This window comes from Aestuariispira ectoiniformans (assembly GCF_025136295.1).
Taxonomy (GTDB): Bacteria; Pseudomonadota; Alphaproteobacteria; order UBA8366; family Aestuariispiraceae; genus Aestuariispira_A; species Aestuariispira_A ectoiniformans.
This window is the reverse complement of sequence record NZ_CP062788.1, coordinates 617,793-633,190: the sequence shown is the minus strand read 5'-3', so window position 1 is coordinate 633,190 and position 15,398 is coordinate 617,793. Positions and strand designations below refer to the sequence as shown.

Annotated in this window: 16 protein-coding genes; 8 read left to right on the top strand and 8 right to left on the bottom strand. The window is 56.0% G+C overall.

All coding sequences use genetic code 11. The annotated features are described in order from the left end of the window. Nucleotides 1–7 precede the first annotated feature (7 nt). Nucleotides 8–694 carry a Tim44/TimA family putative adaptor protein gene (locus IF205_RS03105; protein WP_259781833.1) on the bottom strand — a complete coding sequence of 229 codons (687 nt, stop codon included), beginning with the start codon at nucleotides 692–694 and terminating at the stop codon, nucleotides 8–10. 174 nt (nucleotides 695–868) lie between these two features. On the opposite strand from IF205_RS03105, the gene IF205_RS03100 reads away from it, so the two are divergent. Together IF205_RS03100 and secB are read left to right on the top strand one after the other, a co-directional pair. Beyond that, nucleotides 869–1,369: an FxsA family protein gene (locus IF205_RS03100; RefSeq protein WP_259781832.1), complete on the top strand. Its 501-nt coding sequence runs from the start codon at nucleotides 869–871 to the stop codon at nucleotides 1,367–1,369. Nucleotides 1,370–1,472: 103 nt separating this feature from the next. Next, nucleotides 1,473–2,009 carry a protein-export chaperone SecB gene (gene secB / locus IF205_RS03095; protein WP_259781831.1) on the top strand — a complete coding sequence of 179 codons (537 nt, stop codon included), beginning with the start codon at nucleotides 1,473–1,475 and terminating at the stop codon, nucleotides 2,007–2,009. A gap of 34 nt (nucleotides 2,010–2,043) precedes the next feature. On the opposite strand, the gene dnaQ is transcribed toward secB, so the two are convergent. From dnaQ to IF205_RS03070, 5 genes are read right to left on the bottom strand one after another with little or no spacing between them, the layout of a single operon-like run. Beyond that, nucleotides 2,044–2,721, bottom strand: coding sequence for a DNA polymerase III subunit epsilon (gene dnaQ, locus IF205_RS03090; RefSeq protein WP_259781830.1), 678 nt, complete (start codon nucleotides 2,719–2,721; stop codon nucleotides 2,044–2,046). 35 nt (nucleotides 2,722–2,756) lie between these two features. Beyond that, on the bottom strand, nucleotides 2,757–3,389 hold the full coding sequence (gene coaE / locus IF205_RS03085) for a dephospho-CoA kinase (protein ID WP_259781829.1): 633 nt from the start codon (nucleotides 3,387–3,389) through the stop codon (nucleotides 2,757–2,759). 11 nt (nucleotides 3,390–3,400) lie between these two features. Continuing rightward, entirely contained in the window at nucleotides 3,401–4,240 is an 840-nt protein-coding gene (locus IF205_RS03080; RefSeq protein ID WP_259781828.1) for a shikimate dehydrogenase, read from the bottom strand. After that, nucleotides 4,237–4,839, bottom strand: coding sequence for a Maf family protein (locus IF205_RS03075; RefSeq protein WP_259781827.1), 603 nt, complete (start codon nucleotides 4,837–4,839; stop codon nucleotides 4,237–4,239). Before IF205_RS03075 ends, IF205_RS03080 begins: the two co-directional genes overlap by 4 nt. Continuing rightward, complete coding sequence (locus tag IF205_RS03070; protein ID WP_259781826.1) at nucleotides 4,840–5,706, bottom strand: pyruvate, water dikinase regulatory protein; 867 nt, start codon at nucleotides 5,704–5,706, stop codon at nucleotides 4,840–4,842. It lies immediately after the preceding gene. 403 nt (nucleotides 5,707–6,109) lie between these two features. Here IF205_RS03070 and hemE point away from each other — a divergent pair, with 403 nt between their 5' ends. The 4 genes from hemE to rho all read left to right on the top strand — a co-directional run bounded on the left by hemE (nucleotide 6,110) and on the right by rho (nucleotide 10,255). After that, complete coding sequence (gene hemE / locus IF205_RS03065) at nucleotides 6,110–7,147, top strand: uroporphyrinogen decarboxylase (RefSeq protein WP_259781825.1); 1,038 nt, start codon at nucleotides 6,110–6,112, stop codon at nucleotides 7,145–7,147. A 52-nt stretch (nucleotides 7,148–7,199) separates the two neighbouring features. After that, on the top strand, nucleotides 7,200–8,258 hold the full coding sequence (hemH, locus tag IF205_RS03060; RefSeq protein ID WP_259781824.1) for a ferrochelatase: 1,059 nt from the start codon (nucleotides 7,200–7,202) through the stop codon (nucleotides 8,256–8,258). Between the two features lie 37 nt (nucleotides 8,259–8,295). After that, nucleotides 8,296–8,721, top strand: coding sequence for a protoporphyrinogen oxidase HemJ (hemJ, locus tag IF205_RS03055; RefSeq protein ID WP_259781823.1), 426 nt, complete (start codon nucleotides 8,296–8,298; stop codon nucleotides 8,719–8,721). Between the two features lie 268 nt (nucleotides 8,722–8,989). Then, nucleotides 8,990–10,255 (top strand): transcription termination factor Rho, encoded by a 1,266-nt coding sequence (rho, locus tag IF205_RS03050; RefSeq protein ID WP_259781822.1) that lies wholly within the window; start codon nucleotides 8,990–8,992, stop codon nucleotides 10,253–10,255. 223 nt (nucleotides 10,256–10,478) lie between these two features. Here the strand turns inward: rho and IF205_RS03045 are convergent, their stop codons facing one another. Beyond that, complete coding sequence (locus IF205_RS03045) at nucleotides 10,479–11,462, bottom strand: quinone oxidoreductase family protein (protein ID WP_259781821.1); 984 nt, start codon at nucleotides 11,460–11,462, stop codon at nucleotides 10,479–10,481. Between the two features lie 40 nt (nucleotides 11,463–11,502). After that, a complete protein-coding gene (locus IF205_RS03040) occupies nucleotides 11,503–13,539 on the bottom strand; it encodes a thioredoxin domain-containing protein (RefSeq protein ID WP_259781820.1) in 2,037 nt (678 codons plus the stop codon). Between the two features lie 162 nt (nucleotides 13,540–13,701). On the opposite strand from IF205_RS03040, the gene IF205_RS03035 reads away from it, so the two are divergent. Together IF205_RS03035 and mnmE are read left to right on the top strand one after the other, a co-directional pair. Then, entirely contained in the window at nucleotides 13,702–13,959 is a 258-nt protein-coding gene (locus IF205_RS03035) for a DUF6489 family protein (RefSeq protein WP_259781819.1), read from the top strand. A gap of 15 nt (nucleotides 13,960–13,974) precedes the next feature. Continuing rightward, on the top strand, nucleotides 13,975–15,303 hold the full coding sequence (gene mnmE / locus IF205_RS03030; protein ID WP_259781818.1) for a tRNA uridine-5-carboxymethylaminomethyl(34) synthesis GTPase MnmE: 1,329 nt from the start codon (nucleotides 13,975–13,977) through the stop codon (nucleotides 15,301–15,303). The last annotated feature ends 95 nt before the right edge of the window (nucleotides 15,304–15,398 follow it).

The following is a 15,398-nucleotide window of genomic DNA, read 5'->3' as shown; positions in this document are numbered from 1 at the left end:
TGGTTGCTTAATTGGGGCTGCGCGTGGCAACCAGTTCCCAGTTCGGATCGCGGGAACGGGTATTGCGTGCGAAGGTCCAGATATCGGTCACTTCGATGACCTTATGCGCATCGCCATCGACCACGTTATTGTCCTTGTCGAACAGAACATTGACCTGTTTGGAAACGAATTTCACCGTTACCAGCGCCGTGTCGTCTGCCATGCGGGCCTCAAGGATATCAGCCTTGTCGATCCCGACCAGGGTATCCTCGATACGCTGGCCTTCACCCTCGCGCTCATCAATGGCACGGGCAAAATTGGCCATAAGGTCCTTGGACAGCAACTGTTTCAGGGTCTTGCGATCCCCGGCCACATAGGCATTCAGGACCATTTCAAAGGCGGCAGAAGCCCCTTTCAGGAAATGCGCGGGGCTGAAGCTTTGATCGGCCACCTTGATCTGGGTGAAGCCATCGGCCAGCGGACCCTTCATCAGCTTGGCGTCTTCTTCTTCCAGCTTGCGGTCTTCCAGGGATGGCAATTCGACGACTTTGGTCTCTTCATCTTCACGCGGTTTGGCCGGACGGCCTTCCGCCTGGGAATAGTCGGACGGGTTCCGCTGATGGCCCGTGCGTTTCCCCAGAACACTTCCAAGCCGGAAAATGAGGAAAATTGCAATTGCCGCGAAAATGATAATATCGAGCGGAATACCGTTCATTGATCAGACCTGACCCATAGAGCGCAAATATTTGACTGTTTTCGAAAACAGCCGACTTACCGTTGTAACCATCGCTTTCCCTCCTTAGGTTAAAGGAGAACGAAAGCAATGGAAACCCATAGGTTAGGCTGTATCGTTCACAGTTAGATAGGCGTTCACCGGATAAAGAGCAAGATGCCCCTCCTCCTTCTTTTTATTTTAGTTCCCATGGCGGAAATCGCCCTGTTCATTCAGGTTGGCGACCGGATCGGGCTGGGCTGGACCCTGGCCATCGTGATCCTGACGGCATTTATCGGCACCGCACTGGTGCGCAATCAGGGACTGGCCGTGTGGCAGCGGGCCAATCAGGCCATGGCGGAAAACCGCATGCCGCTGGAAGAAGTCTTCACCGGCCTGTGCCTGCTGGTGGCCGGGGTGCTGTTGCTGACCCCCGGCTTTCTGACCGACACAATCGGATTTTTGCTGTTGATTCCGCCGGTCCGCTCTTTCCTGGGCCGTGGAATGTGGGACCTGCTGAAAGCCCGTGGCAGCGTCCGCTATACGCATATCCACACCAGCCAGGACTTTCACGGACCCGGCGCAGGACCGCGCGGCGACGGCGGCACGGACCGTCAGGGACCGGTCATCGACGGCGACTATCATGAGGTGGATAACGACAAACGGGACCCGCAGTAACACCTGCCGTTACGGATAGGCTGCGAAATGGTTGTCGCACCCTTTCTGACATGCTAGCCACAGGTCAGAACAATTTTACCTATCTCATGGGAGCATTCACTAAATGGCTGATACCGACAATCAGACCAACGAACAGGCTGAAGCCTCCGAAGGCGCCGCGCAGGGCAATCAGATGCCCTTCTCCATCATGGTGCAGTATCTGAAGGACCTGTCCTTCGAGAACCCGAATGCGCCGATGGTCTTCACCAAAAACCGTGAAAACCAGGAACTGGACGTCAATGTGGACGTCACGGTGCAGCAGCTTTCCCAGACAGACTACGAAGTATCCGTTCACCTGCGCGGCCAGTCCAAAGACGGCGACGACACGCATTACCTGGTCGAACAGGTTTATGGCGGCGTCACCCGGATCGCCGAAGGCCTGCAGCAGGAACTGATGCAGATGATCCTGTTCGTGGAAATTCCGCGTCTGCTGTTCCCCTATGCGCGCAGCATCTTTTCCGAAGCTGTCGCCAATGGCGGCTTCCCGGCAGTCATGCTGGCGCCGGTCGACTTTATGGACCTGTTCCGTCAGCGCGTTGCTGCCGCACAGGCCGCCGAAGCGGAAAAAGAAGGCAACGGCGAAGAAAACGCCACTGCCTGATCCCTGTTTTCGGGGATTTGAAGACTTTTGCAGATCACCGGTTCCAGATGGGATCGGTGATTTGTTTTAGGAACTCCTCATGCAGCGCCTTTTCCTCGTCGGGAACGCTGTAAGTCCGGGCTTCCTTCTTCGGCTTGTTGCCAAAGGCGCTCATATCGCTATAGCCGCCGTTATCGTCACCCGCCAGTTCAAGACCCGGCTGCCGGCCGCCGGTCAGTTCCAGATAAACCTCTGCCAGAAGTTCGGAGTCCAACAGCGCGCCGTGGAAATCACGCGACGAGTTGTCGATCTCGAAGCGGCGGCACAGGGCGTCCAGGCTGACCTGGGAACCGGGGAATTTCTTGCGGGCAATGGCCAGCGTATCGACCGCGCGGTCCATGGGAATATGCGGAATGCTCAGCCATTCCAGCTCCGCATTCAGGAATTTCATATCAAAGCTGGCGTTATGGATCACCAGCGCCGCATCCTGAATGAAATCGAGGAAATCCTGCGCAATATCCTTGAAGACGGGATGCCCGCTCAGGAAGTCTTCCGACAGGCCGTGAACCTTGAACGCCTCCTCCGGCATGTCCCGTTCGGGATTGATATATTGGTGATAGACCTTGCCGGTCGCCATGCGGTTGATCAGTTCCACACAGCCGATTTCCACAATCCTGTGCCCCGCATAGGGGTCAAAGCCTGTGGTTTCCGTATCAAGAACAATCTCACGCATCTGAAAATCCTAAACCATACCTAATAAAATCGGTTTTATTTATTCTTTTGACCCAAAGCCGGTGGCCAATGACGGCCCTTTTCATGGCGGCATTGCCGGATCACCGCCTGGATTTGCCGCAAAACCGGCCGTTTTCCAAGCCCTGTCTCGATCACCACATCGGCCAGCAGCCGTTTTTCAAGGTCCGGCATCTGTTGCGCCAAAACATGGGCCAGGCGTTCCCCGCTCATCCCCGGACGGCGCAAAACTCGTTGTTTTTGAAGGAAAGTTGGCGCGGTTACCAGAAGCGTATAGTCGCACAGACGGTTGGTTCCCGTTTCAAACAACAGCGGCACGTCCAAGACCACAACCGGTTGCCCGGCAAGCGCCTGGATACGCAGGAAATGATCCCTGGACCGCGCTACGAGCGGATGCAGGATTGCCTCCAGAAGACGAAGTTTTTCCGGTTTTCCAAAGACTTGCCCACCCAGGGCCTTGCGGTCCACGGCCCCGTCCTGCACGACGCCGGGAAATTCCCCGTCGATGACGGGAACCGCCGCGCCGCCTTTGGCCATCTGGCTGTGAACGGTGGCATCCGCATCATGAACAGGCACGCCTTCCCGGCGGAACATGGCCGCCGCGGTCGATTTTCCCATCCCGATGGAGCCTGTCAGCCCAATGATGACCATGAATACCGCCCCTACAGCGCCGCCAGCATATGATCGCGCAATTCCGGCGTGACCTGCGGTTCTTCTTTGGGCCGGAACCAGGACTTGAAACCAGGAATGGCCTGATACAGCAGCATCCCCAGCCCATCGACCACCGGATTGCCGCGCGCCTCGGCCTGCTGCAGCAGATCCGTCATCAACGGGTTATAGACGATATCGGTCACCAGGGCGGTCTCCGGCAGGCGATCCAGGGAGATTTCCAACGGCTTCTGCCCCTTCATGCCCAGGCTTGTGGTGTTCACCAGCAATCCCGCCCCGTCCATCAGGTCTGCCGCGCTATCAATAGGCCCCGGCCTGATCGCGCCGCCCAGTTCGTCGGCCACCTCTTCCGCCTTTTCCACAGTCCGGTTCAGCAGATGAGTAGTGGAAAACCCCAATTCTTCCAACGCCGTACAAACCGCACGGGACGCCCCGCCCGCGCCCAGGACAACCGCATGACCCTTGGTCATATCCCCGGTTATCTTGCCGCTTTGAACCAGATTTTGCTTGAAGCCATAATGGTCGGTATTGCTGCCGGTCAGGCTGCCGTCACCTTCCACCACTATGGTATTCACCGCCCCGATCCGCTTTGCCAGAGGCTCTATCCGGTCACAAAACTCCATGACCGCCTGTTTATGGGGCACCGTGACATTCACCCCGGCATAGCCATGATCCGCCAGCTTGCCGATGAAGACGCCCAACTCGTCAGGCTCAACTGGTACGGCATCGTAACGACCTTCAATCCCCATCTGATGCAACCAAAACCCATGAAGGCGTGGCGACAGGGAATGCGAGATAGGCCAGCCGATAACACCGGCTTTGTAATGGGTCATTTAATCAGTCCCCTGTTGGCGCGCAGGAATTCCATCAATGGTAACAACGGCAACCCCAATACAGTGAAATAGTCACCGCGCACGCCGGAGAAAAGCTGTGCCCCCGGCCCTTCCAGTTGGTATCCGCCAACCGAACCGCAGACCTCCGAACCGCAGGTTTCCAGATACCAGTCCAGGAAATCATCGCTGAACGGGCGCATAGTCATTTCCGCCGCATCGTTCAGATGCCACTGGCGTTCACCATTGCGAACCACACAGACGGCGGCATTCAGGCGATGGGTCTTGCCGCGCAGCGCCATGAGATGAGCACGCACATGATCCATATCGGCAGGCTTGTCGAACCAGGTCCCATTGCAATCCAGGGTCTGGTCCCCGCCAATCACCAGGGCATCCGGATGACGGCGGCTGACCGACACAGCCTTCAGTTCGGCAAGCGTTTCGGCGACCTGAACGGCGGAGGCTCCTTCAGCCTTGAGGCTGTCCTTCACACCGTCCTCATCCACATTGGCGGGGTCCAGTTCGACTTTGACACCGGCATTTTCCAGCAGTTTCGCACGGGTCTTGCTGGCCGAAGCCAATACAATCCTGGGGCTTGTCATTTATTCTTGGTCCTTGTCCTGCTCGTTCTTGGTACTGCGCATTTCCATCAGGCGGATCACGGCGGCCGCCGTCTCTTCAATAGAACGGCGCGTCACGTCCAGCACCGGCCAGCCACGTTCCGCACAAAGCCGACGGCAGGCCAGAACCTCCGCCTTGACCTGATCCAGGTCCACATAGTCGGTTTCCTGATCATCGGCAATCATCCGCAGGCGGCTTTTACGAAGCTGTACCAAACTGCCCGGCTCCTTTGTCAGTCCGACAACGAAGGGGCCGTCTATGCCGTCACCGGCAATATGATCCAGATCGTCCGGCAGGTTCACCCCCGGCACGAAGGGAACATTGGCCGCCTTGACCCCACGGTTGGCCAGATAAATACAGGTCGGCGTCTTTGACGTACGGGAGACACCGATCAAAACCACATCCGCATCGCTCAAATTCCAATGACCCTGCCCGTCATCATGGGCGAGCGCAAACTGCATGGCGTCGATACGGGAGAAATATTCCGCGTCCAGCATATGCTGGCGCCCCGGCTGGCCCTTACTTTTCACGCCAAGGTAATTCACCAGGAAATTGATCACGGGGTCCAGGATTGAAATGCAGGGAATTCGGTATTTCCGGCAGGCCGCATGCAGGTGCTGGCGCATATCGTCATTGACCAGCGTATACATAACGACGCCTGGTTTTTCCCTGATCTTTTCAATGATTTTTTCAAGCTGTCCCACGCTGCGGACCAGCGGCCACTGATGTTCTTCCGCATCCACGCCTTCGAACTGGGCGATACAGGCACGGGCAATCCCGTGAACGGTCTCACCTGTTGAGTCAGAGACGAGGTGAACGTGAAAGGTGATGCTGGCCTGGTCTGTCATGAGTCGGGATAACCTTCTGGGAAAGCCTGTGTGTATCTTGAGGAAAAATATCTGGAAAACTCAGATAGGCAAATATGCCCACATTGGTGCACTGTGAAAATTATCTTTTTTGCCCTTCTGAATAACTGTGATTCACACATTCTAATTCTGTGAATAAACATCTCTGCGAGGATTCTTACACAGATGATTCACACATTTATTTTGCATTATGAATCAAAAGATTAAGTAATTTTACCCGTGAGATATTCACAGCCTTTTTGCGTAGGAATTCTGTCTGAGGGCAAAATCGGGGATGAAATTTAATCCCCATGACTCAGCCCACCAACATCTACATCAATTCCTTTAATAAAATTAATAGAGATGATAGTAGGACGGATCTAATTTTCAGACTTACGGGGTTAAAGTGACCGATATCGAAAAACCGTTTCTCGCTGCCCTAAACGGTAAAGCCCATAAACATCCGCCGGTATGGCTGATGCGTCAGGCGGGCCGCTACCTTGAGGAATATCGGGCCATTCGCTCCAATGTCAGCGGTTTTCTGGAGCTGTGCTATACGCCCAAACTGGCGATCGAAGTCACCATGCAGCCGATCCGCCGCTTTGGTTTTGATGCCGCGATCCTGTTCTCCGACATTCTGGTTCTGCCCGATGCGCTGGGCCAGGAGGTGACTTTTGTCCAGGGGGAAGGCCCGAAACTGGAGCCGGTCCGCTCCCTGTCCGACATTCAAAAGCTTTCGACGAACTGGATTTACCAGCGTCTGGAGCCGGTCTATGAGACAGTCGCCGGGCTCAGCAGTTCTCTGCCCAAGTCCACGGCCCTGATCGGCTTTGCCGGTGCGCCCTGGACGGTCGCCACCTATATGGTTGAGGGCGGCAGCAGCCGGGATTTTGCCACGGTCAAGGGCTTTGCCTTTGAAAAACCGGATGATTTTCAGGTTTTGATTGATCTGATCGTCGAAGGCACGGCGGAATATCTGAACACCCAGATCGAAAATGGCGCCGAAGCCATTCAGATTTTCGACAGTTGGGCCGGTGTTCTGCCGGAAGATGCTTTTGATCGCTGGGTGATCGCCCCGACGAAAAAGCTTGTTTCCCTGATCCGGGCGAAACATCCGTCCACGCCGATTATCGGTTTCCCGCGTGGCGCGGGCCTGCGCTACCCGGATTATGTCCGTGAAACCGCGGTCACCGCCGTCGGGCTGGATACCACGGTGCCGACGAAATGGGCGGCCGACAACCTGCAGAACCATCTGCCGGTCCAGGGGAACCTCGATCCGCAGATTCTGCTGGCCGGCGGGCAAGGCCTCGATGATAGCGTGAACCGGATTCTGGACAATCTGTCGAATGGTCCGTTTATCTTCAATCTGGGTCATGGCATCATCAAGGAAACTCCGGTAGAGCATGTGGAACGTCTGATGGATCTGGTCCGCAGACGGGTCTGACGGGTAAAATGAGGTTGGAAAACGACCTTCGTGTCACCATCTGAGAGTGATTATGGGGCAGAAAACGGCAATCATCCTGTTCAATCTGGGCGGGCCCGACGGGCCTGAGACGGTAAAGCCGTTTCTTTTCAACCTGTTCAATGACCCGGCCATCATCGGACTGCCACAGCCTTTTCGCTGGCTGCTGGCAAAGCTGATTTCCGGCCGCCGCGCCCCGGAAGCCGCCAAGATTTATGAGGAACTGGGCGGCCGCTCCCCCCTGCTCCCAAATACGAAAGTGCAGGCCAAGGCGCTTGAAAAGGCTTTGGAAGGGGATCGGGGAAGCCTGGGCGACGTGCGATGTTTCATCGCCATGCGCTATTGGCACCCCTTCGCCCATGAGGCGGCGAGCGCGGCACGGGAATGGGGGGCGGATCAGGTGGTTCTGTTGCCGCTTTACCCGCAATATTCCACCACGACCACCGGTTCCTCCCTGAAAGACTGGAAACGGGCAGCCTCCAATTTAGGTTTCAAGCCTAAAACCAGGGCGGTTTGCTGCTATCCGGGTGAGGAAGGCTTTGTCGATGCGGTTGCCGACAAGCTGAAAGCAACGCTGGCGGAGCTCGGTGACATTCCACAGCAGGATCTGCGTATTCTCTTTTCCGCGCACGGCCTGCCGCAGAAAGTCATCGATGGGGGTGACCCCTACCAAAAACAGGTTGAGGCCACTGCAGCGGCAATTATGACCCGTATAGCGGATACTGAGCATGACTGGTTGGTCTGTTATCAGAGCCGCGTCGGCCCACTTGAATGGATCAAGCCCTATACCGAAGAGGAAATCCGCCGGGCCGGTGCGGAGAAAAAACATCTGGTCGTGGTGCCGATCGCCTTTGTGTCCGAACATTCCGAAACGCTGGTGGAACTGGATATCGAATACCGGGATCTGGCCAGGGAATGCGGCGTGCCGGGCTATCATCGCGTTGGCACGGTCGACGACCATCCAGCCTTTATCGAAGGGCTGGCGCGGATCGTGCGCGATGCGCTGGAACGGGAAAATGCGGGGATCAGCTCCAATATGGACTGCCGCATTTGTGGTGAGGAATGGAGCCGCTGCGCCATGGCGGCGGATTAATCTCAAAAAATCAAAGACGAACGGGAGTGTCAGCTTCATGTATGAATGGATGAAGGCCCTGCATGTGATTTCGGTGATTGCCTGGATGGCGGGGTTGTTCTACCTGCCGCGCCTGTTTGTTTATCACTGCCAGGCGAAAGCGGGTTCGGAACAGTCGGAATTGTTCAAGGTGATGGAACGCCGTCTGCTGCGGGCCATCATGAACCCGGCAATGATTGCCACATGGGCCTTCGGCCTTTATCTGGCCGTGGTTGGCGGGTGGTTCACCAATGGCGGCTGGCTGCATGCGAAACTGGCGCTGGTTGTGCTGATGACGGTGATGCATATGGCGATGGCCCGCTGGCGCAAGGCCTTTGAGGAAGACCGGAATGTGCACAGCGAAAAATTCTACCGTTTCGCGAACGAGGGCCCGACCCTTCTGATGATCGGAATCGTGATCCTGGTGATTGTGAAGCCATTTTAACTGGTTATATGTTGCAGACTAGCAACAGTCATTGCTAATTCACACTATGATGCTGCCTGACCATGGCAGCAAAGCTTTGACATAAAAAACTAGCTGGGCTATTTCAGAACATACCTACCGATTTAAGGTAGTGCCCATCCATTCCTAAAGAATGTCCTGTACCTGGATACTATCCGGCCGGCTAGCCAAACAATTAGACCGGCAGGCGGAAACGCCAAGGACCATACCTTCCTTTCATTTTTCCCTACGACAGACCCAAGCGAAACACATGCATCTCAAAGACCTCAAGAAAAAGACGCCCGCCGAATTGCTCGCCTTTGCAGAAGAACTGGAAGTTGAAAATGCCAGTAATCTTCGCAAACAAGAGTTGATGTTTGCCTGCCTGAAACAACTGGCCAACAATGATGTGGCCATTTTCGGAGAAGGCGTTCTTGAAGTTCTGCAGGATGGATTCGGTTTCCTGCGGTCGCCGGAGGCCAACTATCTGGCAGGCCCGGATGATATCTATGTCAGCCCCAGCCAGATCCGCCGTTTTGGCCTGCGTACCGGGGATACGGTTGAAGGCCAGATTCGCGCACCCAAGGACGGCGAACGCTATTTTGCCCTGCTGAAGGTGAATACGGTCAACTTCGACGAGCCGGAAAAAGTCCGTCACCGGATCAATTTCGACAACCTGACCCCGCTTTATCCGGATGAAAAGTTGGAGATGCAGGTCGAGGGCGAAGACGACAAGAAAAACAAGAACTTGTCGACCCGCGTTATCGATCTGATCGCGCCGATCGGTAAAGGCCAGCGTGCCCTGATCGTTGCGCCGCCGCGTACCGGTAAAACGATGCTGATGCAGAATATCGCGCATGCTATTGCCTCCAACAATCCGGAAACCTATCTGATCGTCCTGCTGATCGACGAACGCCCGGAGGAAGTGACCGACATGCAGCGCTCTGTGAAGGGGGAAGTGGTCAGCTCCACCTTCGACGAACCGGCACAGCGCCACGTCCAGGTTGCGGAAATGGTGATCGAAAAGGCCAAGCGTCTGGTCGAACACAAGCGCGACGTCGTGATCCTGCTGGACAGTATCACCCGCCTCGCCCGTGCCTATAACACCGTGGTCCCCAGTTCCGGTAAGGTCCTGACCGGTGGTGTGGACGCCAACGCCCTGCAGCGCCCGAAACGCTTCTTCGGTGCCGCGCGTAACATTGAGGAAGGTGGTTCGCTCACCATTATCTCGACCGCGCTGATCGACACCGGCAGCCGTATGGATGAAGTGATCTTCGAGGAATTCAAAGGCACCGGCAACTCCGAGGTCATCCTGGACCGCAAACTCAGCGACAAGCGTACCTTCCCGGCTATCGACATCACCAAGTCCGGCACGCGTAAGGAAGAATTGCTGGTCGACAAGGGCACGCTCAGCAAAATGTGGGTCCTGCGCCGTATCCTCATGCCGATGGGCGTTACCGATGCGATGGAATTCCTGCTGGACAAGCTTCGCAGCACCAAGAACAACAACGAATTCTTCGATTCCATGAACCAATAGGGTGGACTAGGCGTGAAACCGAGTTTCTGACGCCTTTCCCGCGGATCGAAGACAATAAAATAACCGCCCCGATAATAGTCGTCGGGGCGGTTTTCTTTATGCAGGTCGGGTTTTGCTCTTTCTGACGCCTAATAAGGCAAAAATCTGCGCGTTATCCTGCCTAGTTTCTGTGGATATCTGCAAATGTAGTCAGAAACACCCTTATGATACTACATATTGTGTCTTAGTCAGGGATCAGCACCGTAGATCCGGTGGTCTTACGGGATTCCAGGTCCCGATGGGCCTGTTGAGCCTCTGACAGGGCGTAAGTCTGGTTGACGGAGATGTTCAATCCTTTCGACACCGCATCGAAAAGCGATTTGGCGCTGTTTGCAAGGTCCTGATCGTCGGCGACATAAGTCATCAGGGTTGGCCGTGTGAAATAAAGGGAGCCCTTTTGCGCCAGAATTCCGGGATTAAATGGCGGTACAGGCCCGGAGGCATTACCGAAGGAGACCAGGAAGCCGCGCGGGGCAAGGCTGTCCAATGAGGCCTCGAAAGTGTCTTTGCCAACGGAATCATAGACGACCGGCACGCCCTTGCCGTCGGTGATATCGCGGACCCGGGCGGCGATATCCTCCTGCTTGTAGAGGATGATATGATCACAGCCTTGTGATTTTGCCAGTTCGGCCTTTTCTTCAGATCCAACCGTACCGATTACCGTCGCCCCCAGTTGCTTCAGCCATTGGCAGGCAATCAGGCCGACGCCGCCAGCAGCCGCATGAAACAGAACCGTGTCGCCGGGTTTGACCTCATAGGTGCGGCGGATCAGATATTCCACAGTCATCCCCTGCAGCATCATGGCGGCGGCCTGCGTATCGGAAATACTGTCCGGCAGGGCGACAACGCGCCCGGCGGGAATATTGCGCAGATCGGTATAGGACCCGATCGGCCCTGCCCCATAGGCAACCCGGTCACCGGGCTTGAAGGCCGTTACCCCCTCGCCGACTGCATCGATGGTTCCGGCGGCTTCCAGGCCCAGGGTTGAGGGCAGATCCAGCGGGTAAAGCCCGGTGCGGTGATAAACATCGATGAAATTGAGACCGACGGCGGATTGCCGCAGGCGGACCTCGCCCGGTCCGGGGTCACCAACGCTGACCTCCTCATATTTCATTACTTCCGGTCCGCCATGTTCATGGATGCGGATGGCCTTTGCCGACTGGGTCATTTTATTGGTCTCCCCGTTCAAAGAAGAATTTGCATCATTTTTACTTGAGGTGGGACAGCGCCTTTTCAAGATCGGACCGTTCCGTGATGGGCAGGCCGCAGACCGGACCCTCGCAGATGTAGACCGTGGTTTTTCCGTCCACGGATTCCTTGTTTGCGGCCGGATGACTTTCCGGCAATGTTTCACCTCTTTTTACAATTTGAAGAATTGCGTTTGAAATCGGGGACTTAACGATAATTTCGAAAAGCCCGTTTTTGCTCTCGTCGTGCTCAGCCTCGATGACCGCTATCTGTATAGGTTTCATCGCGCTGTGAGCGTTGATCATGACTGTTGAGAGTGGGAAGAAATTACGTTGCAGTTCCCCGGCGAAGGTTTTGATGATGCTTTCGGCATTTTCGCGATAGCCGTCGTTGCCGGTCAGGATGTGAAGACGGGTGAAGACATCGATCAGGATTCCGTTGCCCGATGGCACTGCATTGTCCATCGCGGACTTGGTTCGCGTGACCAGGTCGCTGCTGTCGTCGGCGGTGAAGAAATATCCGCCGGCGGCCTCATCGGTAAAATGGCGGTTCACGGTTTCGGCCCAACCTTCTGCCTGTTCGACATAGGCCCGGTCGAAACCTGTCTCAAAAAGTGCCAGGGCGGCGCGCATCATATGGGCATAGTCGTCGAGGGTTGCCGCATGCTGTACCCGGCCATCACGCCAGCTATGCAACAGGCGGTCGTCACTGGTCATATTACTGACGACGAAGTCATAGGCCCGCCGCGCAGCCGCGACCCAGTCATTGCGTTCGAAGACGATCCCGGCCTGCGCCAGGGCGTGAATGGTCATACCGTTCCAATCGGCCAGAACCTTGTCGTCCTTACCGGGAGGAATGCGCTTCACCCGCTCGGCCAGAAGCGTCTCGCGGGCCTGATGCAGCCGGCCTTCGTCTTCCGCGTTCTGGAGGGAGAGAGACGACAGGCGGTTCAGGATTGTCTTCCCTTCCCAATTACCCTCGGCGCTGACGTCATAGACCTGCTTGAAAAAGGTGCTGTCCTCACCAAGAAGCCGGTCGACTTCGCTTTCCGACCAGACGTAATATTTTCCTTCTTCGCCTTCGCTGTCGGCATCGAAGCTGCTGGCAAATCCGCCCTCTTTTTCCTGCATATCGCTGATCAGGAAGGTAATGGTCTCGCTGATGCGGGCCTTGTAAAGCGGGCTTTTGGTTTCTTTCCAGACCTGCGTCATGAGGTCGACAAGCTGTGCATTGTCGTAAAGCATCTTTTCGAAATGCGGCACAAGCCAGCGTTCGTCTACGGCATAGCGGGCAAAACCGCCCGCCAGATGGTCGTAAATCCCGCCCTGGCAGATATTGTCCAATGCATGGGTAACGGCAAAGCGGAACTGGCTGTCGCCCAAACGCCGCCAGGCGAGCCAAAGCTGTTTCAGGATACTGACCTGCGGGAATTTGGGCGCACCGCCGATACCGCCATGGTCCTTGTCCACCTCGGCAAGCAGGCGATAGGCAACCTGGTTCAGGTCATCGGTGCTGATCCCCTCCCCCGGTTGGGATTGGGACAGACGGGAAAGCCCGTCCATCAGCGCGGTGACATTCTTTTCGACCTTGTCATATTCCTGCGCGTAGGTCTGGGAAATACCATGCAGCACATCCACAAATCCCGGTCGGCCCCATCGCCCTTCCGGGGGAAAATAAGTACCGCCCCAGAAGGGTTTTCCTTCCGGTGTCAGGAACATGGTCAACGGCCAGCCGCCCTGCTGGCCCAGCATGGCCAGCGCGTTCTGGTAGATATTATCGATATCCGGGCGTTCCTCCCGGTCGACCTTGATATTGATAAAAAGCTCGTTCATGACCGCGGCGATAGCGTCATTTTCAAAGCTTTCATGCGCCATGACGTGGCACCAGTGACAGGCCGCATAACCGACTGACAGCAGGATTGGTTTATTTTCTGCCCGGGCCTGCGCCAGGGATTGTTTATCCCAGGGCTGCCAATGGACCGGGTTATCCTTGTGTTGCAAAAGATAGGGACTGGTTTCCGCGCCGAGACGGTTCCCGTCCGGTGTGCTGTCTGTCATCAAATTACCCATCGTCGTTGCGGACTTGCCGCTTGTCATTTTATACAATGACTATAGGTAAGGTTGAAGGTGGTGCCAAGGACGGGCATCGTCAAAACTGCCGATCTGACAATAACTTAATTTTGACCCAGAAAAGGGCATCCAGGAACGGGAGAACAGGTGATGAAAGTAACCATCGAAGTGGATTGTACCCCGGAAGAAGCCCGTCGTTTCATGGGATTGCCGGATGTCAGCGCTGTTCAGGACCGCATGGTGGCGGAAATGGAAGAGAAGATGCGCGAAGCCATGAATAATATAGACCCGGAAAGCCTGTTGAAACAGTGGATGCCAGGTGCCATGCAGGGCTTTGAACAAATGCAGAAGGCTTTCTGGAACCAGATGGGCATGGGCGGCGGAACCGCCGACAAGGACAAGAAGTAGAAAGAAACGCTCACCGTGACTGAGACCATTTATGCACTCGCCAGCGGCAAAGGCCGCGCGGGGGTGGCAATCATCCGTATTTCAGGGCCGGAAACCAAGGCCGTTACCGAGGCGCTGTCAGGCCAACCGGTGCCCCCTGCCCGGCTTGCCAAACGCGCCTGGATCAGGGACCCGGAAACGCAGGCCCTGCTGGATGACGGGTTGATCCTGTGGTTCGCCACCCCGGCCAGTTATACCGGCGAAGACCTGGTTGAATTGCATATCCATGGCGGCACGGCGGTGCGCAATGCGGTCTTTGATGCGATCCGTAAACTGGGCAAGGCCCGCATGGCGGAACCCGGTGAATTCACCCGGCGTGCATTCCAAAACGGCAAGATGGATTTGACCGAGGCAGAGGGGCTGATCGACCTGATCGATGCCGAAACGGAAGCACAGCGGCTTCAGGCCCTTCAACAGTCCAGGGGGGCTCTGGGTACTATATATATGGGTTGGGCGGATCGCCTGACACGAATATTAGCATATTACGAAGCCGAAATAGATTTTGCCGATGAGGATTTGCCGGAGGATCTGGGCCAGAAAACCCGGCCGCAATTAGACGAGATCTGTGTCGAAATCCGCAGCCATCTGGACGACAACAGACGCGGCGAACGGCTGCGTGAAGGTGTGCATATTGCCATTATCGGTCCGCCCAATGCAGGCAAAAGCAGCTTGTTGAATCTGTTGGCACAGCGTGAGGCAGCCATCGTTTCCGACATCGCGGGAACCACCCGGGATGTGGTGGAGGTTCATCTGGACCTGCGTGGTTATCCGGTGATCGTCTCTGATACCGCCGGCCTGCGCGAGACTGATGACGTAATCGAACAGGAAGGCGTGCGCCGCGCGCTTGCCCGGGCAGAGGAAGCGGACCTGATTATCCTGGTGGTGGATGTTTCCAAACCGGAAGAGGCAAGTGCCACATTGGATGAGTTTGGGAAAAAGGCCGACCTTGTGATCCTGAACAAGGCCGACCAGACCAACAAGGTTGATGATAGATTCCTGGGCGATGGTCGCTTTGCCGTTTCGGTGAAATCCGGCGACGGGATCGGTGCCCTGCTCTCCTCCGTGGGCGAGATGGTCGAAAGCCGCTTCGGGTTGAAGGAAGCACCGGCCATTACCCGGCAGCGTCACCGTGAGGCCCTGCAGGAGTGCCTCGGACATATCGAGCGCTCCTTTGACGCTTATGAGGTGGTACTTGCCGCCGAAGATTTGCGGCTTTCAGTTCGGGCGCTGGGCCGGATCACGGGCCGTGTGGATGTGGAAGATTTGCTGGACGTGATCTTCAAGGACTTCTGTATCGGCAAGTGAGTGTTTCACGTGAAACACAGAAAGTTAGACTGCTAAAGGATCGGATCGATATCGTGATGTTTCACGTGAAACACCGCTCTGTTGCATTCGGGCGA

What these genes read in the sequence shown, in the direction of transcription:
- IF205_RS03105 (WP_259781833.1), bottom strand. Translation starts at nt 694, where the DNA reads ATGAACGGTATTCCGCTCGATATTATCATTTTCGCGGCAATTGCAATT.
- secB (WP_259781831.1), top strand. Translation starts at nt 1,473, where the DNA reads ATGGCTGATACCGACAATCAGACCAACGAACAGGCTGAAGCCTCCGAA.
- IF205_RS03040 (WP_259781820.1), bottom strand. Translation starts at nt 13,539, where the DNA reads ATGACAGACAGCACACCGGACGGGAACCGTCTCGGCGCGGAAACCAGT.
- coaE (WP_259781829.1), bottom strand. Translation starts at nt 3,389, where the DNA reads ATGGTCATCATTGGGCTGACAGGCTCCATCGGGATGGGAAAATCGACC.
- IF205_RS03075 (WP_259781827.1), bottom strand. Translation starts at nt 4,839, where the DNA reads ATGACAAGCCCCAGGATTGTATTGGCTTCGGCCAGCAAGACCCGTGCG.
- IF205_RS03035 (WP_259781819.1), top strand. Translation starts at nt 13,702, where the DNA reads ATGAAAGTAACCATCGAAGTGGATTGTACCCCGGAAGAAGCCCGTCGT.
- IF205_RS03100 (WP_259781832.1), top strand. Translation starts at nt 869, where the DNA reads ATGCCCCTCCTCCTTCTTTTTATTTTAGTTCCCATGGCGGAAATCGCC.
- IF205_RS03045 (WP_259781821.1), bottom strand. Translation starts at nt 11,462, where the DNA reads ATGACCCAGTCGGCAAAGGCCATCCGCATCCATGAACATGGCGGACCG.
- rho (WP_259781822.1), top strand. Translation starts at nt 8,990, where the DNA reads ATGCATCTCAAAGACCTCAAGAAAAAGACGCCCGCCGAATTGCTCGCC.
- IF205_RS03080 (WP_259781828.1), bottom strand. Translation starts at nt 4,240, where the DNA reads ATGACCCATTACAAAGCCGGTGTTATCGGCTGGCCTATCTCGCATTCC.
- hemH (WP_259781824.1), top strand. Translation starts at nt 7,200, where the DNA reads ATGGGGCAGAAAACGGCAATCATCCTGTTCAATCTGGGCGGGCCCGAC.
- dnaQ (WP_259781830.1), bottom strand. Translation starts at nt 2,721, where the DNA reads ATGCGTGAGATTGTTCTTGATACGGAAACCACAGGCTTTGACCCCTAT.
- IF205_RS03070 (WP_259781826.1), bottom strand. Translation starts at nt 5,706, where the DNA reads ATGACAGACCAGGCCAGCATCACCTTTCACGTTCACCTCGTCTCTGAC.
- hemJ (WP_259781823.1), top strand. Translation starts at nt 8,296, where the DNA reads ATGTATGAATGGATGAAGGCCCTGCATGTGATTTCGGTGATTGCCTGG.